This window comes from Streptomyces sp. NBC_00005 (assembly GCF_045160215.1).
GTDB lineage: Bacteria > Actinomycetota > Actinomycetes > Streptomycetales > Streptomycetaceae > Streptomyces.
Genome location: NZ_CP108316.1, coordinates 9,643,918 through 9,664,928 on the forward strand (window position 1 = coordinate 9,643,918; position 21,011 = coordinate 9,664,928).

Annotated in this window: 19 protein-coding genes; 11 read left to right on the forward strand and 8 right to left on the reverse strand. The window is 69.9% G+C overall.

Annotation, left to right across the window (positions count from 1 at the left end):
- Nucleotides 1–57: 57 nt before the first annotated feature.
- Nucleotides 58–948, reverse strand: a complete 891-nt coding sequence (locus OG303_RS44020) for an endonuclease/exonuclease/phosphatase family protein (RefSeq protein WP_405875547.1) — start codon at nucleotides 946–948, stop codon at nucleotides 58–60.
- A gap of 117 nt (nucleotides 949–1,065) precedes the next feature.
- Here OG303_RS44020 and OG303_RS44025 point away from each other — a divergent pair, with 117 nt between their 5' ends.
- On the forward strand, nucleotides 1,066–2,370 hold the full coding sequence (locus tag OG303_RS44025; protein WP_405875548.1) for a DUF6986 family protein: 1,305 nt from the start codon (nucleotides 1,066–1,068) through the stop codon (nucleotides 2,368–2,370).
- Nucleotides 2,371–2,466: 96 nt separating this feature from the next.
- Complete coding sequence (locus tag OG303_RS44030; protein WP_405875550.1) at nucleotides 2,467–4,632, forward strand: serine/threonine-protein kinase; 2,166 nt, start codon at nucleotides 2,467–2,469, stop codon at nucleotides 4,630–4,632.
- Between the two features lie 106 nt (nucleotides 4,633–4,738).
- Here the strand turns inward: OG303_RS44030 and OG303_RS44035 are convergent, their stop codons facing one another.
- Nucleotides 4,739–5,494, reverse strand: coding sequence for a hypothetical protein (locus tag OG303_RS44035; RefSeq protein WP_405875551.1), 756 nt, complete (start codon nucleotides 5,492–5,494; stop codon nucleotides 4,739–4,741).
- 7 nt (nucleotides 5,495–5,501) lie between these two features.
- Entirely contained in the window at nucleotides 5,502–6,551 is a 1,050-nt protein-coding gene (locus tag OG303_RS44040; RefSeq protein ID WP_405875552.1) for a LacI family DNA-binding transcriptional regulator, read from the reverse strand.
- A gap of 234 nt (nucleotides 6,552–6,785) precedes the next feature.
- Here OG303_RS44040 and OG303_RS44045 point away from each other — a divergent pair, with 234 nt between their 5' ends.
- The gene (locus OG303_RS44045) at nucleotides 6,786–7,733 is read left to right on the forward strand and encodes an ROK family protein (protein WP_405875554.1); all 948 of its coding nucleotides are present in this window, start codon (nucleotides 6,786–6,788) and stop codon (nucleotides 7,731–7,733) included.
- 43 nt (nucleotides 7,734–7,776) lie between these two features.
- Here OG303_RS44045 and OG303_RS44050 read toward each other — a convergent pair whose 3' ends face one another.
- A complete protein-coding gene (locus tag OG303_RS44050; RefSeq protein WP_405875555.1) occupies nucleotides 7,777–9,798 on the reverse strand; it encodes an NPCBM/NEW2 domain-containing protein in 2,022 nt (673 codons plus the stop codon).
- Between the two features lie 267 nt (nucleotides 9,799–10,065).
- On the opposite strand from OG303_RS44050, the gene OG303_RS44055 reads away from it, so the two are divergent.
- The 6 genes from OG303_RS44055 to OG303_RS44080 all read left to right on the forward strand — a co-directional run bounded on the left by OG303_RS44055 (nucleotide 10,066) and on the right by OG303_RS44080 (nucleotide 15,059).
- Nucleotides 10,066–11,334, forward strand: coding sequence for an ABC transporter substrate-binding protein (locus tag OG303_RS44055; protein WP_405875557.1), 1,269 nt, complete (start codon nucleotides 10,066–10,068; stop codon nucleotides 11,332–11,334).
- 33 nt (nucleotides 11,335–11,367) lie between these two features.
- Complete coding sequence (locus OG303_RS44060; protein WP_405875558.1) at nucleotides 11,368–12,282, forward strand: carbohydrate ABC transporter permease; 915 nt, start codon at nucleotides 11,368–11,370, stop codon at nucleotides 12,280–12,282.
- Entirely contained in the window at nucleotides 12,279–13,205 is a 927-nt protein-coding gene (locus OG303_RS44065) for a carbohydrate ABC transporter permease (RefSeq protein WP_405875559.1), read from the forward strand. The genes OG303_RS44060 and OG303_RS44065 overlap by 4 nt, the downstream gene beginning before the upstream one ends.
- Before the next feature lie 142 nt (nucleotides 13,206–13,347).
- Nucleotides 13,348–13,542 carry a hypothetical protein gene (locus OG303_RS44070; protein WP_405875560.1) on the forward strand — a complete coding sequence of 65 codons (195 nt, stop codon included), beginning with the start codon at nucleotides 13,348–13,350 and terminating at the stop codon, nucleotides 13,540–13,542.
- Nucleotides 13,543–13,591: 49 nt separating this feature from the next.
- Nucleotides 13,592–13,873, forward strand: a complete 282-nt coding sequence (locus OG303_RS44075; RefSeq protein WP_405875561.1) for a hypothetical protein — start codon at nucleotides 13,592–13,594, stop codon at nucleotides 13,871–13,873.
- Between the two features lie 145 nt (nucleotides 13,874–14,018).
- Nucleotides 14,019–15,059 carry an NUDIX domain-containing protein gene (locus OG303_RS44080; protein ID WP_405875562.1) on the forward strand — a complete coding sequence of 347 codons (1,041 nt, stop codon included), beginning with the start codon at nucleotides 14,019–14,021 and terminating at the stop codon, nucleotides 15,057–15,059.
- A 47-nt stretch (nucleotides 15,060–15,106) separates the two neighbouring features.
- On the opposite strand, the gene OG303_RS44085 is transcribed toward OG303_RS44080, so the two are convergent.
- The 3 genes from OG303_RS44085 to OG303_RS44095 form a co-directional block, all read right to left on the reverse strand.
- Nucleotides 15,107–16,162, reverse strand: a complete 1,056-nt coding sequence (locus tag OG303_RS44085; protein ID WP_405875563.1) for a protein kinase family protein — start codon at nucleotides 16,160–16,162, stop codon at nucleotides 15,107–15,109.
- 11 nt (nucleotides 16,163–16,173) lie between these two features.
- Entirely contained in the window at nucleotides 16,174–16,878 is a 705-nt protein-coding gene (locus OG303_RS44090; RefSeq protein ID WP_405875564.1) for an MBL fold metallo-hydrolase, read from the reverse strand.
- Between the two features lie 73 nt (nucleotides 16,879–16,951).
- Nucleotides 16,952–18,307, reverse strand: coding sequence for a dipeptidase (locus OG303_RS44095; protein ID WP_405875565.1), 1,356 nt, complete (start codon nucleotides 18,305–18,307; stop codon nucleotides 16,952–16,954).
- Nucleotides 18,308–18,440: 133 nt separating this feature from the next.
- On the opposite strand from OG303_RS44095, the gene OG303_RS44100 reads away from it, so the two are divergent.
- Complete coding sequence (locus OG303_RS44100) at nucleotides 18,441–19,709, forward strand: geranylgeranyl reductase family protein (RefSeq protein WP_405875566.1); 1,269 nt, start codon at nucleotides 18,441–18,443, stop codon at nucleotides 19,707–19,709.
- Here the strand turns inward: OG303_RS44100 and OG303_RS44105 are convergent.
- Nucleotides 19,699–20,148, reverse strand: coding sequence for a nitroreductase family deazaflavin-dependent oxidoreductase (locus tag OG303_RS44105; RefSeq protein WP_405875567.1), 450 nt, complete (start codon nucleotides 20,146–20,148; stop codon nucleotides 19,699–19,701). The two genes, OG303_RS44100 and OG303_RS44105, sit on opposite strands and share 11 nt — an antisense overlap.
- Nucleotides 20,149–20,315: 167 nt before the next feature.
- Here OG303_RS44105 and OG303_RS44110 point away from each other — a divergent pair, with 167 nt between their 5' ends.
- Nucleotides 20,316–21,002, forward strand: coding sequence for a TetR/AcrR family transcriptional regulator (locus OG303_RS44110; protein WP_405875569.1), 687 nt, complete (start codon nucleotides 20,316–20,318; stop codon nucleotides 21,000–21,002).
- The last annotated feature ends 9 nt before the right edge of the window (nucleotides 21,003–21,011 follow it).

The window sequence follows — 21,011 nt, forward strand, 5'->3', positions numbered from 1 at the left end:
CACCCGCAGGCCGGCCGAGGCCCCCGCGACTGCACGAACAGTCGTGGGGGCCTCGGCTCATGCCAGGCCCAGCGAGACCCGCACCGGCAGGTGGTCGCTCGGGAACTGCCCGTTCACGGAGAAGGTGTCGATCGTGGCCCGATGCACCGTGACACCGGGCGTGACCAGGATCCAGTCGATGCGGTCGCCGTTCGGAGTCAGTGGCTGGTAGCCGTGGAACGTCCCGTACAGCGTGCTGCGTTCGGCGGCCGCGTCCCAGGCGTCGACCAGGCCGCCGCCGAGCATCGAGTAGTAGACCGGGTTCTCGTGGGCCGCGACATTGAAGTCTCCGGTCACCACCAGCGGCAGGGAGCGGTCGAGACCGGCGATCCGCTCGGCGATGAGCGAGGCGCTGCGGGCGCGGGCGTACTGGCTCGCGTGGTCGAGGTGGGTGTTGAGGACGTAGAGCTCCCGTCCGTCGTTGTGGAGGTCACGGAAGCGGATCCAGGTGACCATCCGGCTGAATCTTCCGCCCCAGGTGTTCGACCCGATCAACTCGGGGGTGTCGGAGAGCCAGAAGTGCTCGTACTCGGCCGGGGCTACGCGGCGGGTGTCGTAGAAGATGGCCATCGACTCGTCGTGGCTGCCGCGCTTGCGGCCGGTGCCGATCCACTCGTAGTGCGGTGCGAGGTCGGACTGGATGTCGAGCAACTGCTGGTAGACGCCCTCCTGGGTGCCGATGACGGTGGGCGCCGCCCGGCGTAACAGCGCGCGCATCACGGGGCGGCGGTCGGCCCAGCTGTTGGGTTCGGCGGTGCTCGCGAAACGCAGGTTGAAGGTCATCACCTCCAGATGGCCCTGGGGTTCGGCCGTGGAGACGGATGCCATGCTCGACAGGGGCACGGTCAGTGCGGCGGCCGCCACGGTCCTGAGTCCCATGCGACGCGTCAGGCTCTTGGAGTTCGACATGTGTTCCCCCTCCCCTCACGAGTCAGGATGAAGGGGGTGTTGACCAGTGGGAAGACCGCAGATAACTTCATTCTACGGATTATTGATTCCGCAGAGCGGAAAACAGGAGGGTGTGGGATGGGTCAGGGCAAGCAGGAGAAGGTGGCGACGAGCCTCGCGGGTGCGATCAGCGAGGAGATCAGCGCTTCCCTCGCCCCGGTCGACGCCGAACTGGAGCGCCGCTACCCCGGGGACCCCGGCACCCGCCAGCCCGTCCACACGGTCTACGTCCCCGGTGACGTCTTCGCGGCCGACACCGTCCGCTCCTGGGGCGACAGGGCCCTCGCGGCCCTCGACGAACACGCCCCGGACGCCGCCTCCTTCGCCGCCGTCCTCGGCCTGTCCGACGAGCTCGCCGAGCCCGTCTACGCGCGCGTGCGCGCCAAGTTGGAGAGCGAGCCCATCGAGGACCTGCGCGTCGACTTCGAGGACGGCTACGGCCCCCGCCCGGACGCCGAGGAGGACGAGGCGGCGGCCCGCGCGGCCCGGCTGATCGCCGAGGCCTACGAGAAGGGGACGGCGGCCCCGTACATGGGCATCCGTATGAAGTGCATGGAGGCACCGGTACGCGACCGGGGCATCCGCACCCTCGACATCTTCCTCAGCGGCCTGATGGAGGCCGGCGGCCTGCCCGACGGGCTGGTTCTGACGCTGCCCAAGGTGACGTACGCCGAACAGGTCACCGCCATGGTGCGGCTGCTGGAGGAGTTCGAGAAGGCGCGCGGCCTCGAGCCCGGCCGGATCGGCTTCGAGATCCAGATCGAGACCAGCCAGTCCATCCTCGCCACCGACGGCACCGCTACCGTCGCCCGCATGATCCAGGCCGCCGAGGGCCGCGCCACCGGACTGCACTACGGCACCTTCGACTACAGCGCCTGCCTCGGCGTCTCGGCCGCCTACCAGGCCAGCGACCACCCGGCCGCCGACCACGCCAAGGCGATCATGCAGGTCGCGGCGGCGGGGACGGGGGTGCGGGTGTCGGACGGGTCGACCAATGTCCTGCCGGTGGGGCCGACGGAGAAGGTCCACGACGCGTGGCGCCTGCACTACGGCCTCACCCGCCGGGCGCTCTCCCGCGCCTACTACCAGGGCTGGGACATGCACCCCGGCCACATCCCCACCCGGTACGCGGCCGTCTTCGCCTTCTACCGCGAGGGCTTCGAGCAGGCCGCCGCCCGTCTCGCCCGGTACGCCAACCGGGCCGGCGGCGACGTCATGGACGAGCCCGCCACCGCCAAGGCCCTCAGCGGCTACCTGCTGCGCGGCCTGGACTGCGGTGCCCTGGACATCGCCGAGGTCGCCCGGGTGACCGGTCTGACCCGGGCCGACCTGGAGGGCTTCGCGGCACCGCGACGCGGCGACCTCACCGTCTCCGTCAAGTAGCGGGCCTGTCACAGCCGTCACCGACGGCTGGCGTTGTCACCACCGCCCCGTAGTCTGTACGGCACGCATTGACGTGTCACAGGAACGGGGCAGGCAGTGTCTTCGGGGGAGACTTCGGCAGGAAAGGGCCAGGGCGACGAGACCGGTCGGCTGCTGGCCGGCCGCTATCGCGTCGTGGCCCAGCTCGGGCGCGGCGGCATGGGCGTCGTCTGGAGAGCCCTGGACGAGGTCCTCGGCCGCGAGGTCGCCGTCAAGGAACTGCGCACCTACACCGACGCCGACGGGCCCGAACTCGCCGACCTGCGGCTGCGGATGCAGCGCGAGGCGCGCGCCGCGGCCCGGGTGCGCCATCCCGGAGTCGTGGCGGTGCACGACGTGACCGAGGTCGACGGCCGCCCCCTGATCGTCATGGAGCTGGTCGACGGGCCGTCCCTGGACGACGTGCTGCGTGAGCGCGGCACCCTCGACGCGCGCGAGGCGGCCGAGATCGGTGCCAAGGTCATGGACGCGCTGGCCGCCGCCCACCGGGCCGGCGTCCTGCACCGCGACGTGAAGCCCGGCAACATCCTGCTCGACCGTTCGGGCCGCGTCGTCCTCACCGACTTCGGCATCGCCACCATGGAGGACCCGGGCGACGGCTCGGCCACCCACCTCACGCGCAGTGGCGAACTCGTCGGCTCCCTCGACTACTTGGCCCCCGAGCGAGCGCAGGGCTCCGACCCCGGCCCGGCCTCGGACGTCTGGGCCCTGGGCGCCACCTTGTACGCGGCGGTGGAGGGCTCCTCGCCCTTCCGTCGTACGTCGACGTACTCCACCCTCACCGCGATCGTCGCCGAACCCCTCCCGGAACCGCGCCACGCCGGGTCGCTCGCCCCTGTCCTGCGCCGGCTGATGGACAAGCGGCCCGAGTCCCGTCCCGAGGCCGAGCAGGCGCGCGAGCTGCTCCAGGCGGTGGTGAACGGCGGCGGCACGGACACACCGACGACGACCCTGCGTGGCGCACCCGCACCTGCCCCGGTGCGGGAGGAGACGGAGCGCAGCGTTCCGCCGCTGCCGCCGGGCTTCGGGCCTGCGGAGCCGATGGGGTCTGTGGGGCAGGGCTTCGGACCGCCGGAGAGTGTGGCGCCGGGCGCGCAGGAGGCTGGGGCGCCGGGGCCGGCTGGAGCAGGGAATCAGGGGTTCGGTTCCAAGGATCAGACCGGGCAGGCGGGGCAAGGTTCCGGTTTCGGGGACCGAGCTGGGCCGGGGGACCAGGGGTTCGGTCCTGCGGGTCCGGCGGCCGGCTCAGGGGCGCGCGGCTTCGGTTCCCCGGAGCAGGCGGGGCAAGGTTCCGGTTCAACGGATCAAGTGGGCCACGGGACACCGGGATTCAGTTCCTCGGAGCAGGTCGCTCACGGGGCGGAGGGCTTCGGTCCCGGGAGTGGGGCCGCCGGAGCGGCGGGGCACGGCGTGTGCTCCTCGGAGCACCCCGCGACAGCGGCGCCGGGCTTCGGGCCGCCTCCCTCGGTCGGACCCGGCCGTGACTCGGCCGCCACAGGGTTCATCGCCGCACCGGCTTCTCCCCGCCGCAAGGGACGTGTCCTTCTCGCCGCCATGGCCGTCACCGCCGTTCTCGCGGCGGCCGGCGGCACCGTCGCCCTGATGAACAACGCGGGGGACACGGAAGCGAACGCGCACCCCTCCTCGTCACGTACGGACGCCCAGGCCTCCGCCTCCGCGTCCGGCCGCACCGACGCCGACCGCTCCAGCAACCCCAAACCCGCGGACGAGAGAACCAAGAAGACCCCGACCGCGACGGGGACGACCGACGAGAAGGGCGGGACCACGCCCACGGGCCGAGCCTCCTCGTCCTCCCCGGCGCACTCCTCGGGCGGCGGGACCACGGGCGGTGGGACCTCGGGCGACACGTCCGGAGGCGGCACCACCGGCGGTGGATCCGGCGACGGCGGTACGACCGGCGGCGGCAGCACCACCCCGGCCCCGGCCTGCACCGCCACAGGCGGCGGCAAGTACAACTGCACGGTCTGGCGCACCGCCAAGTCCTACACCGCCTCCGGCACCGAGGTCGGCGTCCTCAACGCGGGCACCAACTACTTCTTCTGCCAGCAGAACCTGGGCCGCCGCGAGACATACGGCCAGTGGACCAACGTCTGGTGGGCGAAGACGGACGACGACAGCGGCAACACGAACGTCTACGTCAGCGACGTCTACATCAAGGGCGGCGACAACGACGAGCCGATCCCCGGACTGCCGGTCTGCTGACGCTCATCCAGCGGTCACGCCCAACCGGCGATCACGGTCGTACGGCGATCACGGTCGTACGCGGGTCACGGTCGTACGCGGGTCACGGTCGTACGGCGGGTCACGCTCACGCGTCCGCCACGTACCGTTCCAGCCCCGACACCGTCACCCGTTTCTCCTCGGCGAACACCCGAGTGCCCCGCTCGCACAGCCCCGCGTCGGCACGCGCCCGCGCGCAGAACTCCTCGGGTGTGGCCCCGAACAGCTCCCTCAACCGGGCCGATCCGACGAGGAGTTCGGTGAGCAGCGCCCGCTGACCGACAGGCTTGCGCAGTGACCCCGTGCCGTTGCGCAGGATCCCGCGTCGGTTGACGTAGATGTACGCCCCGGGCAGCCGCGTACCGTCCTCCAGCTCTACGGTGACCTCCGGCGCCGGCAGCCAGGCGCGCCGGAAGTTGCCGTACGGCAGCGGCACGCCCTCGCTCGCGTCGATCACCGCGAGCTGCTCGGCGTCGAGCCAGGTGACGAACAACTCCCGTACGGTGCCGGGCGCTTCGACCGGTGACGCGGAGACGTATCCCAGGCGGCTGACGTGCGCGGAGACGCCCACGTCGATTCCGGTGACCCGGGTGCGCACCATCGGGATGGGCGAGGTGATCCCGGACTCGGCCATTTTGTCGTGCAGTTGGCCCGGGCAGGCGTTGGAGCCGACCGCCAGGACGGGGACACGGTCCTCGTGCACCAGGCGGTCCAGGGGCAACAACCGGTCGCCGTCGAGGAGTCCGGATGCCGAGGGCCAGGCTCCCGGGTAGAGCAGCGGGTGGTTGCGCGGAGCCTCGGCCAGGCCCAGTGACTCGAGGGTGCGGTCCGCGTTGCTCTCCACGGGCGGCTCAGTCCGCCGGCGGCAGCTCACCCGAGCCGCGGGTGATCAACCGGGTCGGCAGCTCGATGCGTTCTGGGGTGAGCAGGGTGCCGTCCAGCTGGCGGAAGAGGCGGTCGGCGGCGGTGCGGCCGAGTGCCGCCGAGTCCTGGGCGACGACGGTGACGCCCGGCTTCAGCAGGTCGGCGAGCTCGATGTCGTCGAAGCCGACCAGGGCGACCGGGCGTGCCTGCTCGGCGAGGACGCGGACCACGGTGACCGTCACCCGGTTGTTGCCCGTGAAGATCGCGGTGACGGGATCGGGGCCGGAGAGCATCTCCTCGGCAGCCCGGCGCACCCGCTGCGGGTCCGTGACGCCGAGGGACATCCAGGCGGCCTCGACCGGTATGCCCGCGTCTTCCATGGCCGACCGGTAGCCGCGCAGCCGCTCGGCGGCCGTGTGGATGCGCGGCATGTCGCCGACGAAGCCGATCCGGCGGTGGCCGTGGGCGATGAGGTGGGCGACGCCGTCGCGGGCGCCGCCGTAGTTGTCGGACAGGACGACATCGGCGTCGATCTTCCCGGCGGGCCGGTCGACGAACACCGTGGCGACGCCCGCTCGGAGCTCGGGCTCCAGATAGCGGTGGTCGTCACCGGCCGGGATGATCACCAGGCCGTCCACCCGCCGAGCGCACAGGGCCAGCGCCAACTCCTGCTCGCGGTCGGGGTCCTCCGCGCTGGAGCCGTTGATCAGCAGGGCGCCGTGTGCGCGGGCCACCTCCTCGACCGCGCGGCTGAGGGGGCCGTAGAACGGGTCGGCGAGGTCCTCCAGGACCAGGCCGATGCTGGCGGTACGGCCCTTGCGCAGGACCCGCGCGCTGTCGTTGCGGCGGAAGCCGAGCGCGTCGATCGCCTCCTGGACGCGGCGCTCCGTCTCCGGCGTGACGCCGGGCTCGCCGTTGACCACGCGGGAGACGGTCTTCAGGCCGACTCCGGCGCGCGCCGCGACGTCCTTCATGGTCGGACGGTTGCCATAACGCGTTCCGGAGAGGGGGTCTGTTCGGCGAGCGGTCTCGGGCACGATGCGCTGTCCTGTCCTGTCTCGTCCACGGGGATGCGTCGACCATGAGTTTGTATGAGGATGTGGCGTCGAGCATAGAGCCTGGACAACGTTGTCATATGCACGAGAGACTGTCCACCGCAATCTCCGGCCTCCGCCCCCACCGCGAGACCGGCTCACTCTTCTCCATGGTTGAAGGGGGAACTTCCCCTGGTCGACCGGAGATCCGACGGTTGACGGGGAGATCCGACACTGATGCACACCGACCTCGTGGGCGCGCTCGACATCGGCGGCACCAAGATCGCCGGGGCGCTGGTGGACGGCCACGGCCAGATCCTGGTGCGCGCTCAGCGCGCGACGCCCGCGCAGCAGGACGGCGAGACGGTGATGGGCGCCGTCGAGGAGGTCCTCGGCGAGCTCACCGCCTCGCCCCTCTGGGGACGCGCCACCGCCCTCGGTATCGGCAGCGCCGGCCCGGTGGACGCCTCCGCGGGCACGGTGAGCCCGGTCAACGTGCCGGGCTGGCGCGACTACCCGCTGGTGCGGCGGGTCCAGGACGCGGCCGGAGGCCTGCCCGTCGAGCTGATCGGCGACGGAGTGGCGATCACGGCGGCCGAGCACTGGCAGGGCGCAGCCCGCGGCCACGACAACGCGCTGTGCATGGTGGTCTCCACGGGCGTCGGAGGCGGCCTGGTCCTGAACGGTCAGCTGCACCCCGGCCCCACCGGTAACGCGGGCCACATCGGCCACATCAGCGTGGACCTCGACGGCGACCCGTGCCCGTGCGGTTCGCGCGGCTGCGTGGAGCGCATCGCGAGCGGTCCGAACATCGCCCGCCGCGCCCTGGAGAACGGCTGGCAGCCCGGCCCCGACGGCGACACCTCGGCCGCCGCGGTGGCCGCCGCCGCCCGCACGGGCGACCCGGTGGCCGTGGCCTCCTTCGAGCGCGCCGCCCAGGCCCTGGCCGCCGGCATCGCGGCCACCGCCACGCTCGTCGAGATCGACATCGCGGTGGTCGGCGGGGGAGTGGGCAAGGCGGGCGACGTTCTGTTCACGCCGCTGCGCAAGGCCCTGGGCGACTACGCGACCCTGTCCTTCGTGCAGCGTCTGGAGATCACGCCGGCCCAGATGGGCACGGACGCCGGACTGGTCGGGGCGGCCGCGGCCGCGCTCGCCAAGCGGGCGGACGCGGCCGCGGTCTGACAGCCCTCAGCAGGAACGTTCCCCTGCTGGGCCCTTGGCGGGCTCAGCAGGTCAACTGCGCGTTCGCCCAGTCCGCGTGGTCCGAGTCGATGCCGTCGCCGCCGTCGGTGACGACGAGGCGGACCACCTGGGCGCCGGTCACGTCCGCGGTGAGTGGCTGGGCCGGCATCGCATTGGTGAGGACGCCGGTCGAGGCGACCTTGGTGCCGTCGGCCCAGACCTCGAAGGCGACGGTCCCGTTGGCGCCCTTCTCGTCGTCGACGCCGACGTCCGCGGTGACCGTCTCGCACTCCTTGCCGGTGTAGTACTCGACGGCGCTCTCCGCATGGACACCGAGCCCCTTGGCGTACACCACGCCACCGAGAGTGATCGGATGGCCGTCGCCCGCGGCGCTCTCCCCGTTGCTGGTGTTGCGCTCGACCGGCCCGTAGCCGTTGGCCGCCGACAGCCAGGGAAGGTCACCGAGTCCTGACGTACCCGACGGCGGTGGTGCGACCACGGACATGGTCAGCGGGACCGCGCTGTCCACGCGGACACCGGTCGGCGACCGGTAACTCGCCTTCAAGGTCAGGTCGTAGGACCCCGTCGGCGTGCCCGCCGGTGCCGTGACCGACCACTTGGTGCGCAGGGAGCGGCCTGTCGGTACGACGGCGGAGGTGGTCCGCGAAGTCGCCTTCACCGTCCATCCCTCGGGCCCTGTCAGCTTCGCCGAGACGTGCAGGGCGGGCGTACGGCCCAGATCGGTGACGGTCGAGGTCGGCGTGGCCGGTTTGCCCGCCTCGATCAACGGGCTGCCGTCCAGGCCGAGTTCGACGGCGGGCGGGTGCGTGGCCCACTTGCGGTCGGCGGTGACCCGTACGAGCACCGTTCCGTGTGCCGGGACGGTCGCCGAGATGGTGCCGGCGGTGTTGTAGCTCTTGTGCTGCCACAGGTCGCGCTGGGTGTAGGCGGGTGCGTGGGGCAGGCCCACGGCCTTGGCGGTCGTGGCGATGCGCTGGGCGCTGCCGGACTCGTTGAAGAGGGCCACCGCGCGGCTGCCGTCCTTCATCTCCTTGGCGACGACCCAGCGTCCGCCCTCGGACGAGACGACTGTGCCCTGCTTGCCCAGCGGGTCCTGGTCGACGGCCACGACCTCCTTGTTGTCGAGGATGTCGAAGGTCGCCTGGGAGGCCTTGCGCAGGTCGGAGCCGATGAGGAGCGGGGCGGCCATGATCGACCACATCGAGAAGTGGGAGCGGTACTCGGTGTCGGTCATCCCGCCGTTGCCGACCTCCAGCATGTCGGGGTCGTTCCAGTGCCCGGGGCCGGCGTACGGCGCGAGCGGCAGGTTCTTCTTCAGGATGCCCAGCATCGAGCCCCAGTTGTCGCTGATGTCTCCGGTCGTGCGCCACAAGTGGCCCACGTCGGCCGCCCATTCCCAGGGTTTGTTCTGGCCCCATTCGCAGATGCTGTAGACGATCGGCCGACCGGTCGCTTTGAGGGCGTCGCGCATGGTCGTGTAACGCAACTTGGCGTCCACGCCTTGGTTATTGCAGTTGTCGTACTTGACGTAGTCCACACCCCAGTCCGCGAACTGCTGGGCGTCGCTGTACTCGTGACCGAGCCCGCCCGGGAATCCGGCGCTGTTGCACGTCTTGGTGCCCGCGCTGGTGTAGATGCCGAGCTTGAGACCCTTGGAGTGCACATAGTCGGCGACCGCTTTGATCCCGTTGGGAAAGCGGGCCGGATCCGGTACGAGTTTGCCCTCCGCGTCCCGGGTCGGCAGGGCCCAGCAGTCGTCGAGGTTGACGTACTGGTATCCGGCGTCCTTGAGGCCTTTCTCGACGAAGATGTCCGCGATTCCCTTGACCATGGACTCGTTGAACTCGGCACGGCAGTGCGTGGAGTTCCAGTTGTTGAAGCCCATCGGAGGGGTGAGGGCGAGGCCGTCGGCCAGGGTGGGCGCGGCGGGTTCGGCGGCGGGCGCCGCCACGGCCGGCACGGCGAGTCCCGCCGCGCACAGGAGTCCTGCGGTGAGCGCTCCGACCACTCTTCGGCGGGTTGTGCGGGTGTGAAGGTGACGCATCGTTACGTTCCTCCGAACACGCGAAAGGTGGGATGACGTCATGTCCCCGTCATGGGTGCGCGTTTACGGTAGTTCGTGTCGGACCGTGGTGGAAGAGAAGTGGTAACGGTTGTTCGATATCTCGTCAGAACCCTTGACTGCATGGCCAGACGGAGGTGAGATCCAAGCCTCGCGTTCGGTTGTGTTGGGTGGCGCCTCGAGGAGGGGCACATGGCACAGTCATCGTTCCACCGCTCCGCACTGCCCGGGGATGGGGCAGGACATCGGATGACCCGGCGAAATCTACTGCGCGGTGCGGCCGTTGGAGTCGGCGCGGTCACGCTGCCCGCCCTGCTGTCCGGGTGCGGCGAAGGACCCGGCGGCAACAAGAAGGAAGTCAGCGTCGGCTCCAACGCCTCGGACCCCGTACCGAAGAAGGCGTACGCCGCCGCCTTCCAGGCGTACGAGAAGAAGTCCGGAAAGAAGGTGAAGGTCAACACCAAGGACCACAACGACTTCCAGGAGAACATCAACCGCTATCTGCAGGGCACCCCCGACGACGTCTTCATGTGGTTCGCGGGATACCGCATGCAGTACTTCGCGGAGAAAGGCCTGCTGACCGAGATCAGCGATGTCTGGAACACCTACTCGGGTTTCTCGGACGCCCTGAAGGAACAGTCCACGCACGACGGCAAGCAGTACTTCGTGCCGTACTACTACTATCCGTGGGCGGTCTTCCACCGTAAGAGCCTCTTCCAGCAGAAGGGCTATCAACAGCCCACGAAGTGGGACGACTTCATCGCGCTCGCCAAGCAGATGCAGAAGGACGGCAACCCGGTCGCGTTCTGCGACAAGGACGGCTGGCCCGCGATGGGTACTTTCGATTACATCAATCTGCGCCTGAACGGATACGACTTCCACAAGTCCCTGATGGCGGGCGAGGAGTCGTGGACCGACACCAAGGTGAAGAACGTGTTCGACACCTGGCGCGAACTCATGCCGTACTACCAGAAGGGCGCCCTCGGCCGGACCTGGGAGGAGGCCGGGCAGAGCCTGCAACAGCGCAAGACGGGCATGGCCGTGTTCGGCATGCCGCACCCCGGCACGCAGTTCCCGGCCAAGGAACGCGACGACATCGACTTCTTCGCCTTCCCGGAGATCGACCCGCAGTGGGGCCAGGACGCTGTGGAGGCGCCCATCGACGGATTCCTCGTCGCGAAGAAGTCGAAGAACCTCACCGGTGCGAAAGACCTGCTCAAGTGGCTCGGCAAGCCCGAGGCCGAGGACGTCTACCTCAGATACGACCCCAACAACGTGGCGGTCAACGACGGCGCCGACACCTCCAAGTACAGCGCCCTGCAGAAGAAGTCCGCAACGCTCGTCTCGGGCGCCAAGCAGATCTCGCAGTTCCTGGACCGTGACACCCGGCCCGACTTCGCGTCGACCGTGATGATCCAGTCGATCCAGGACTTCATCGGCAACCCGAAGGACGTCGACGGGCTGTGCAACAGCATCGAGCGGCAGAAGAAGACCATCTTCTCGCAGCCCGTCGGCTGATCACTGTCGGCTGATCACTGGGGGAATTGTTCCGTGGCGCTCACCTTCCCGCGACGCGCCGGACGACGGCGGCTGAGGCGGTTCACCCGCCGAGACGTCGCCGTCCTCGGCGTGCTGCTCGGCATACCGATCCTGCTCGACATCGCCGTCGTCTGGGGCCCGACGCTCGCGTCGATCGGCCTGTCCTTCACCGCCTGGGACGGCATCGGCGACATCCACTGGGTAGGCCTGGACAACTACAAGAACCTCGTCGACAACTACCCGCCGTTCTGGCCGGCCGTCCGCCACAACGTCATGTGGCTGTTGTTCCTCGGCCTGATCGCCACGCCCTTCGGCCTCTTCCTGGCCGTCCTCATCGACCGGGGCGTCCGCTTCAGCCGCTTCTACCAGTCCGTCCTCTACATGCCGGTCGTGCTCTCGCTCGCCATCGTCGGCTTCATCTCCCAGCTGATCCTCGGCACCGACCAGGGCGTGGTCAACACGATCCTCAACAACCCAGAGGACCCCATCGACTGGCTCGGCGACGCCCACCTCAACATCTGGATGATGATGATCGCGGCGAGCTGGCGGCACGTCGGCTACGTGATGATCCTTTACCTGGCCGGACTCAAGTCCGTCGATCCCCAGCTCAAGGAAGCGGCGGCGATCGACGGGGCCAACGAACGCCAGACCTTCTTCCGCGTGGTCTTCCCGACCATGCGCCCGGTGAACGTCATCGTCGGCGTCATCACCGTCATCGAGGCCCTGCGCGCCTTCGACATCGTCTACGCCGTCAACAAGGGCCGCAACGGCCTCGAACTCCTCTCCGTCCTCATCACCGACAACATCATCGGCGAGGCCAGCCGCATCGGCTTCGGCTCGGCGATCGCGGTCGTTCTGCTCGTGGTGTCCCTCGGATTCATCGTGACGTTCCTGGCTCAAGAGCTGCGAGGTGCGCGCGACCGATGACGGCAGACATCCACACCACCGCTCCCGTGCGCCGCCCGGCGACCACACCCGCCCATCCCCCGAAGTCCCGCGCACGGCGCGGCCGTTGGGGCGTGCACATCTTCCTGACGGCGGTCTCCCTGGCATTCATCGCGCCACTGCTGCTCGCCGTCTACGCCAGTCTGCGGCCGTACGAGGAAACCGCGCAGCACGGCTACCTCTCCTGGCCGAAGCACCTGTCCTTCGACTACTACCGCCGGGCCTACACCGAGTCCGGCATGGGCAAGTACTTCACCAACACCCTGCTGATCGCAGTACCGGCCGTCATCGTCACGCTCTTCCTGGCGGCGTTCGTCGCCTTCGCGGTCTCACGGTTGAAGCTGCGCGGCGGCATCGTGCTGCTGATGTTCTTCACGGCGGGCAACCTGCTCCCGCAGCAGGTGATCGTGACGCCCCTGTACGTCCTGTTCAACAAGATCCCGCTGCCCTGGTGGATGTCCGACTCGCTGACGATGTACGACTCCTACTGGGCCGTGATCATCGTCAACATCGGCTTCCAGACGGGCTTCTGCGTCTTCGTCCTGTCCAACTTCATGCGCACCCTGCCGCAGGAGATCCTGGAGGCGGCGATCGTCGACGGCGCGGGCGTGTGGACCCAGTTCTGGCGCATCACCCTGCCCCTGTGCCGCCCCGCCCTGGCGGCCCTGGCCACCCTTGAATTCACCTGGATCTACAACGACTTCCTCTGGGCCCTGATCTTCATCTCGAACCCCGACAAACTGCCGATCACGTCGTCGCTGAACAACCTCCGCGGGCAGTTCTTCACCGATTACAACCTGCTCGCCGCGGGGTCGGTACTGGTCGCACTCCCGACGATCCTCGTGTTCCTCCTGCTGCAGCGTCATTTCATCGCCGGGTTGACGCTGGGGTCGACGAAGGGCTGATGACGTATTTCCGCGCCCCGCCAGTCGGCCGGTTCCCAAGGCTCACAGGCGCCACGCCGGCCCGTCGGCGGCGCAGTACGGTCTGCGGGCGGACCAGGACCTCGACGACAAGCCGGCCGAACTCACCGAGCAGTACTCGACCATGCTGGGCGGCGGCTGTGCGATACAACCGGCCGCGGAGACCGTCGCGGAGAAGAAGGCGCTGATCCGCAACATCGCTCGGGCAGCGGTGTTCCTGCGGGCCCAGGACCTGGCGGACCGCCGAAGCGACCCGGACAAGGTACGCCTCTCACCTTTGGACGATCCCGGCCCGAGCGGGCCGTCCTTCGGGCTGTAACCGTCGCCGACACCGTGACCGACCTCCCGTTCCCGCAGTTGAGCGGGGCATGAAGAAGCGCAGCATGCTCGCCATCGCCTCCCTCGCCACCGGATTCGTCGTCGCGGCCGTCTCGCCGTCCCATGCCCTCGGGGGTGACCCGACCGTCACGCCGTCGTCCGCCCCGGGGAAGGATGCGGCTCCCAAGTCGTCCCACTCCATGGGGCACGGTCCGGCGGCTCTCGAAGCCAACGTCGAGGGAGCGCTCGGCGCCCTCGACCCGACCATCGCGAAGGAGTACCGCATGGCCATGAACAACGCTCCCCATGGGAAGAACGGCGTGGTCGGCTGACGAGCCGGACCGCCTGGGCGTGACGCCGGTGACCCCTGTTGGCGGGGTCACCGGCGTCCGGAGTTTCTGCGCCCTCAACGAGGGCTGGTTTTGGTGGCAGGGTTGAGCGGGCAAGCCACAGGGGGCCAACAGAAGAGGGGGAACCGTGATCGTCTGGATCAACGGTGCGTTCGGTGCGGGGAAGACCACCACCGCACGGGAACTGATCGACCTGATCCCGAACAGCACGCTCTTCGACCCCGAGGTCATCGGCGGAGCGCTCACGCACCTGCTGCCGCCCAAGCACCTCGCCGAGGTCGGCGACTTCCAGGACCTGCCGATCTGGCGGCGACTCGTGATCGACACGGCGGCCGCGATGCTCGCCGAGCTCGGCGGGACCCTCGTGGTCCCCATGACCCTGCTGCGCCAGGAGTACCGCGACGAGATCTTCGGCGGCCTCGCAGCGCGCCGGATCTCGGTCCGGCATGTCCTCCTCGCTCCGGCGGAAACGATCCTGCGGGAGCGAATAGCCGGACGGGAGGTGCCGCCGGACCTGCCGGACGGCGAGATGCGGGTACGTCAGTGGTCGCGCGACCACATCGAGCCGTACCGGGCCGCCCTCGCCTCCTGGCTCACCGCTGACGCCTATCCCGTCGACACCAGTGCGCTGACGGCCTACCAGGCTGCGGTCCGTATCGCCGAGGCGGTCGGCACGGGGGAGGGTGTGGTATGTGACATAGTACAAACCCCCGAGCCCACCTCGGAGACCCTCGCAGCGGGTGTCCTCCTCTTCGACGAACAGGACCGCGTCCTCCTCGTCGACCCCACCTACAAGGCCGGCTGGGAGTTCCCCGGCGGCGTCGTCGAACCCGGCGAGGCCCCCGCCCGCGCCGGAATGCGCGAGGTCGCCGAGGAGACCGGCATCCAGCTCGCCGACGTACCGCACCTCCTGGTCGTCGACTGGGAGGCACCCGCACCTCCCGGCTACGGCGGTCTGCGCCTTCTCTTCGACGGAGGCCATCTCGACTCCACTGAAGCGGCACGGGTCCTGCTGCCCGGCCCCGAACTGCGCGGCTGGCGGTTCGCCAGCGAGCAGGAGGCCGCCGATCTGCTGCCGCCGGTCCGCTACGAGCGGCTGCGGTGGGCGTTGCGGGCGCGCGAGCGCGGGGCGGCGCTGTACCTGGAAGCCGGCATCCCGGTCGGCTGATCCTGCGGCGCGCCCTCGCGCGCACTGTGCCGCCGGGCGGCCTGCCCCTACGCGGGGAGCGCGGAGCTGTTGAAGGCCAACCGCAGATCCTCGTACGGGTAAGGGGTCCGCCTGCTGTCCTGTCGCAGTCGGCTGAAGAAGCCGTTCAGGACGGCGGTGAGAGGTGCGTCGCGGGTGATGATCGCCGCGGCGTTCTTGGGGATGCCGTCGGGGTTCGCCCCGATCGCGCAGCCCCGTACGAAGGCCTCCCGCTCCTGCCTGTCGTACCCGTACAGAGCGGTGACGAGCCAGTTCACCAGGTGGGCCCGGGTGTAGACGAGGTCGTAGTCGCGGTGCCGGTCGAAGAAGGCGTGCTCCTGCCGGGCGAGCCGGAAGCGAGGGGTGAACGCGAGGCCGTAGTCGGCGAGGTAGAAGTCGTCGCCGTCGGTGAGGACGTTCTGGAAGTGGGCGTCGAAGTGCAGGAGTTGGCGGTCGTGGAGAAAGGTGGTCAGTGTCCCCAGCCACTCGTCCACCCGCGTGCAGGTCCGATCCGCGTCGTCGGTGCGCACCTGCGTGTCGAACCAGTCGTGGAGGGTGTGCGGAAAGTACTCCAGGAACAGCGTCAGGCTCGCGGTCGCCGTCCGCAGGGCCTCGATGCGCTCGCGTACCTGCGAGGCGCCGCCCCAGTAGGCAACTGTCCTTTCCACGTCGGCCAGTTCCTCGGGAAGGGGCTGCACGGCATCCGGGATGACCCGCCAGTGATGCATCAGCGGAAAGCCCGGGAAACGGTCGGCCAGCACCCAGTTCGTCGTCATCGTGTGCACGGCCAGCTCGCGCCAGGCGCCGAAGGTCGGACTGCTGCCGGTGCCGTAGTGGCAGATGGAGGGGAGTTCGAAGAAGTTCGCCGTGGATCTGGTGTTCTCGGGCAGCAGCTCGATGTCCGACAGCGGCACCCGTTTCACGAAGACCTGATGGCCGTCCACCTCGACCAGCGTCGAACGTCCCCCGATGCCGGTCCCGGCGGGCGTCCCCGTCGCCACGAGGTCCGCCAGTTCGCGGTCGCTGAGCAGGGCCAGCGAGGTGGCGAGGTCGGAGTGTGCGGCACGGCGCGCGGCGGAGGACATGACCTCCATGGTCAGGGTGACACCGGGTACCTGTCTGCCGATCGGCGAAGTACCGAGCCGGCCCGGCCGATCACAGGATTGCCGTGACCGAAGCAGGCCATGTACGAGTCGAGCGCCGCGAGCCGGCGGAACGAGGCGAGCAGTTGCGCCCGGTCCAGATTGAACACGCCCGGCATCACGCTGCCGTCCACCGGTGACGCCGCCACCGTGTCACCCGTGAACAGCACGCCGTGGTGCGGGAGATGGAGGGCGATGCTGCCCGGCGTGTGGCCGGGGGTGTGGATCACCTGCGCTCCGTCTCCGAAGTCGAGGACGTCGCCTTCCGAGACGTCGGTGACCTGCGGAGGACGTACGAAGTCGCCCTCGGGGAGGTGCCGGACGGCCTCGGCGTGGAGGGGAAGCTCCCAGTCCTCGAACACCGGGGACGGGCCCGGGACTTCGCCCCGGACGGCGGGGGCGTCCAGGGGGTGGGCCAGTACCTCGGCACCGGTCAGCGCGGCGAGCTCACCCGCCCCGCCCGCATGGTCCTCGTGGAAGTGGGTGAGCACGATGCGCCGGACATTCCCGAGCGACTTCGCCACGGCCGAGACGGGCGCGCCAGAGCCTCCGGGGCCCGCGTCGATCAGCGTCAACTCGTCGTCGTCGCACCAGAGATAGGCCTGGCCGACCGGGAAGCGGAGGAGGTGGAGGCGGGGGAGGAGTTCGACGACGTCCATGGGACGACCGTAGAAGGGCCCCCGTCCGAGGACGAGGGCCCTCTGCTTACGGCAGAGCGGGCCGGGGTGTGGGTCAGCTCGCCGCGTAGTTGCGCAGGAACAGGGCCTCCGTCACGGAGAGGCGCTCGAGTTCGTCGGGGGAGACGCTCTCGTTCACGGCGTGGATCTGGGCCTCCGGCTCGCTGAGGCCGATCAGGAGGATCTCCGCGCGCGGGTAGAGGGCGGCGAGGGTGTTGCACAGCGGGATGGAGCCGCCCTGGCCGGCGTACTGCATCTCCTGACCGGGGTAGGCGACCGCCATCGCCTCGGCCATCGCCGCGTACGCCGGGCTGGTGGTGTCGGCGCTGAACGCCTGGCCCTGGCCGACCTGCTCGGTGCGCACCCGGGCACCCCAGGGCGTGTGCGCCTCCAGGTGGGCCTGCAGCAGCTTGGTCGCCTCGACGGCGTGGACGCCCGGCGGCACCCGCAGGCTGACCAGGGCGCGGGCACCCGCCTGCACGGATGGCGTGGCGCCGACGACGGGCGGGCAGTCGATGCCGAGGACCGTGACGGCCGGGCGCGCCCAGATGCGGTCGGCGACCGAACCGGAGCCGATCAGCTGCACGCCCTCCAGCACCTTGGCGTCCTGGCGGAACTGCTCCTCGTCGTACTGCAGGCCCTCCCACCGGGTCTCGGGTGTCAGCCCGTCGACGGTCGTCGAGCCGTCCTCGGCTCGCAGCGAGTCCAGTACGCGGATCAGCGCGCCCAGCGCGTCGGGGGCGGCGCCGCCGAACTGGCCGGAGTGGAGGTTGCCCTGGAGGGTGTCGATCTGTACGCGGACGAGGGTCATGCCGCGCAGGGTGGAGGTGACCGTCGGGAGGCCGACCCGGAAGTTGCCCGCGTCGCCGATGACGATGGTGTCGGCGGTGAGCAGGTCCGGGTGCTCCTCGGCGTACCGCTCGAGACCTCCCGTGCCCATCTCCTCCGAGCCCTCGGCGACGACCTTGATGTGCACGGGCACGCCGCCGTTCGCCTTGAGGGCGCGCAGCGCGAGCAGGTGCATGATCACGCCGCCCTTGCAGTCGGCGGCCCCGCGCCCGAACCAGCGGCCGTCGCGCTCGGTCAGCTCGAAGGGCGGGGTGGTCCAGGCGGCCTCGTCGAGCGGGGGCTGCACGTCGTAGTGGGCGTAGAGCAGGACGGTCTTGGCGCCCTGGGGTCCGGGCAGGTAGCCGTACACCGACTGTGTGCCGTCGGGGGTGTCGAGGAGGGCCACGTCCTGGAAACCCTCGGCGCGCAGGGCGTCGGCGACCCAGTTCGCGGCGCCCTCGCTCTCGCTCTTCGGGAACTGGTCGAAGTCCGCCACCGACTTGAAGGCCACCAGTTCGGCGAGCTCCGCCTTCGCCCTCGGCATCAGCGAGGCGACGGTCTCGGCGACCGGATTCGACGACATGGGCACGCTCCTTGTGGGTGCGACGTTGTACGTATGAGTGCTGCAGATCCTCCCACAGCGGTCTGTGGCGACACCCGCCGTAGGATGCGGGAGACAGGTGCGGCAGCGGCTTGATCGGGAGCAGTAGACCATCGTGAGCAGCGAGAACTCTTCGGCGGACGACGTGCAGCGGGTGTGGGACGTCGTCGTGGTGGGAGCAGGACCGGCGGGGGCCTCGGCCGCCTATGCGGCGGCCGTCGCGGGACGCAGCGTGCTGATCCTGGAGAAGGCGGAACTGCCGCGCTACAAGACGTGCGGTGGCGGGATCATCGGCCCCTCGCGAGACTCCCTGCCGCCCGGCTTCGAACTGCCGCTGCGGGACCGGGTGCACGCGGTGACGTTCTCGAACAACGGCCGCTTCAACCGCACCCGGCGCTCCAAGCAGATGCTGTTCGGGCTGATCAACCGGCCCGAGTTCGACCAGCAGCTCGTCGAGCACGCGCAGAAGGCGGGCGCCGAACTGCGTACGGGTGTCACCGTGCAGCGCGTCGAGCAGCACGGTTCGGCGGTGCCGGACCGGCGCACGGTCGCCGTGTTCCTGCAGGGCGGCGAGACGCTGCTCGCCCGGGCGGTGGTCGGCGCGGACGGCAGCGCCAGCCGCATAGGAGCACACGTCGGGGTGAAGCTCGACCAGGTGGACCTCGGCCTTGAGGCGGAGATCCCGGTGCCGGAGACCGTCGCCGAGGACTGGCGGGGACGGGTGCTCATCGACTGGGGCCCGATGCCCGGCAGTTACGGCTGGGTGTTCCCCAAGGGCGACACGCTCACGGTCGGCGTGATCTCGGCACGCGGCGAAGGCGCGGCCACCAAGCGGTACTTGGAGGACTTCGTCGCCCGCCTGGGCCTCGCCGGCTTCGAACCGAGCATCTCCTCCGGGCACTTGACCCGCTGCCGGGCCGGCGACTCGCCGCTCTCGCGCGGGCGGGTCCTGGTGTGCGGGGACGCGGCGGGCCTGCTGGAGCCGTGGACCCGCGAGGGCATCTCGTTCGCGCTGCGTTCGGGGCGGCTGGCGGGGGAGTGGGCGGTGCGGATCGCCGAGGCGCACGACGCCGTGGACGCCCGGCGCCAGGCCCTGAACTACGCGTTCGCGATCAAGGCGGGGCTCGGCGTCGAGATGAGCGTCGGCAAGGCTCTGCTGACGGTGTTCGAGCGCCGTCCCGGTCTGTTCCACGCGGCGCTGACCGGCTTCCGGCCCGCGTGGAACGCGTTCAGGGACATCACGCGGGGCTCGACGTCCCTCGGTGAGATCGTGCGCACCCACCCGATGGCCCAGCGCGCGCTGACCGTGCTCGACCGGCGTCCGGTCGGGGGCGGGTCTCCCATGGACCGCGAGTCCGCGGAGGGCGGCGAGGTCAGCTCGTGACGCTGATCCGGAAGACCGGGTGGTCGGGGGCGATGCGGCGCAGCTCGGACTCGGAGGAGTCGGGGCCGACGCCGTTGAAGAAGACCCCGACCTCCGCCTTCCAGCGCTTGAGGTAGGCCCGCAGCAGCGGGACCTTGTCGTCGTCGGTGACCTCGGTCGCGGTGAACACGTCCACCTTCTTGCCGAGGTGCAGTTCGCCGCCGCCCGCCGCGCGCATGTTGTGCGTCCACTGGACGTGACCGCGCGGGGCGACCAGGTACTGCTGTCCGTCCACGGTCAGCAGGTTCACGGGGGTGGTCCGCCACTCGCCGCTCTTGCGGCCGCGGACCGCCAGGACCCGGGAGCCCCAGACGCTGATGCCGCGGCGGGTCATCCACGCCACCGTGCGGTTGAAGACGTTGACGGTGAACCAGCCGGGCTTCTGAACGTGCGTGGACATGATGATCCCCATCGATTGAAAGAGCGCCGCTCCCTTGTGTGAGCACTGCTCTCGCTTGATGAACAGTCTGCAGGGGATCGGTGATCCAATGCAAGAGCGGTGCTCTCTTTTTTGTTCACCGCTCTTCTTTGTGTGCACCGCTCTCGATTCATGCGAGACTGCTCCCCATGAGTACCGCACGAGGCGCCCGCGAACGAGCCAGGATCGAGGTCACGGCGGCCATCAAGGACGAGGCCCGCAGACAGCTCGCCGCCGAAGGCGCGGCCAAGCTCTCGCTGCGGGCCGTGGCGCGCGAGCTGGGCATGGTCTCCTCCGCGCTCTACCGCTACTTCCCGAGCCGCGACGACCTGCTGACCTCCCTCATCATCGACGCGTACGACTCCGTGGGCGAGGCGGCCGAGGCAGCGCACGCCGCCGCGGCCGACGCCGGCCCCGTGCAGCTCTGGACCAACGTGTGCGAGGCCGTACGAGAGTGGGCGCTCGCGCACCCCCACGAGTACGCGCTGATCTACGGATCGCCGGTCCCCGGCTACAAGGCCCCCGACACCACCGTCCGGGCCGCCTCCCGTATCGGCCTCGTCCTGATCGGCATCGTCCGCGACGCCCGCCTGGGTCCGGGCCTGACCCTGCCCGCGCTCCCCGCCGAACTGCGCCCCGAGGCCGAGCGCATGGCGGCCGACTTCGCCTCCGACCTCCCGCCCGACGTCGCACCGGCCCTCGTCGCGGCCTGGGCCCAGCTGTTCGGGCTGATCGGGTTCGAGCTGTTCGGCCAGTTCAACCGGGTTGTGGAGGACCGGGCGACGTTCTTCCGGAATGCGGCGGGGCAACTCGCCCGTGGGGTCGGGCTGACGTAAGTCCCGGCA

Excerpts from the sequence above, each read along its gene's own strand:
- OG303_RS44020 (WP_405875547.1), bottom strand. The coding sequence starts at position 948 with ATGTCGAACTCCAAGAGCCTGACGCGTCGCATGGGACTCAGGACCGTG.
- OG303_RS44025 (WP_405875548.1), top strand. The coding sequence starts at position 1,066 with ATGGGTCAGGGCAAGCAGGAGAAGGTGGCGACGAGCCTCGCGGGTGCG.
- OG303_RS44045 (WP_405875554.1), top strand. The coding sequence starts at position 6,786 with ATGCACACCGACCTCGTGGGCGCGCTCGACATCGGCGGCACCAAGATC.
- OG303_RS44050 (WP_405875555.1), bottom strand. The coding sequence starts at position 9,798 with ATGCGTCACCTTCACACCCGCACAACCCGCCGAAGAGTGGTCGGAGCG.
- OG303_RS44055 (WP_405875557.1), top strand. The coding sequence starts at position 10,066 with ATGACCCGGCGAAATCTACTGCGCGGTGCGGCCGTTGGAGTCGGCGCG.
- OG303_RS44065 (WP_405875559.1), top strand. The coding sequence starts at position 12,279 with ATGACGGCAGACATCCACACCACCGCTCCCGTGCGCCGCCCGGCGACC.
- OG303_RS44070 (WP_405875560.1), top strand. The coding sequence starts at position 13,348 with ATGCTGGGCGGCGGCTGTGCGATACAACCGGCCGCGGAGACCGTCGCG.
- OG303_RS44075 (WP_405875561.1), top strand. The coding sequence starts at position 13,592 with ATGAAGAAGCGCAGCATGCTCGCCATCGCCTCCCTCGCCACCGGATTC.
- OG303_RS44085 (WP_405875563.1), bottom strand. The coding sequence starts at position 16,162 with ATGTCCTCCGCCGCGCGCCGTGCCGCACACTCCGACCTCGCCACCTCG.
- OG303_RS44090 (WP_405875564.1), bottom strand. The coding sequence starts at position 16,878 with ATGGACGTCGTCGAACTCCTCCCCCGCCTCCACCTCCTCCGCTTCCCG.
- OG303_RS44095 (WP_405875565.1), bottom strand. The coding sequence starts at position 18,307 with ATGTCGTCGAATCCGGTCGCCGAGACCGTCGCCTCGCTGATGCCGAGG.
- OG303_RS44105 (WP_405875567.1), bottom strand. The coding sequence starts at position 20,148 with ATGTCCACGCACGTTCAGAAGCCCGGCTGGTTCACCGTCAACGTCTTC.
- OG303_RS44110 (WP_405875569.1), top strand. The coding sequence starts at position 20,316 with ATGAGTACCGCACGAGGCGCCCGCGAACGAGCCAGGATCGAGGTCACG.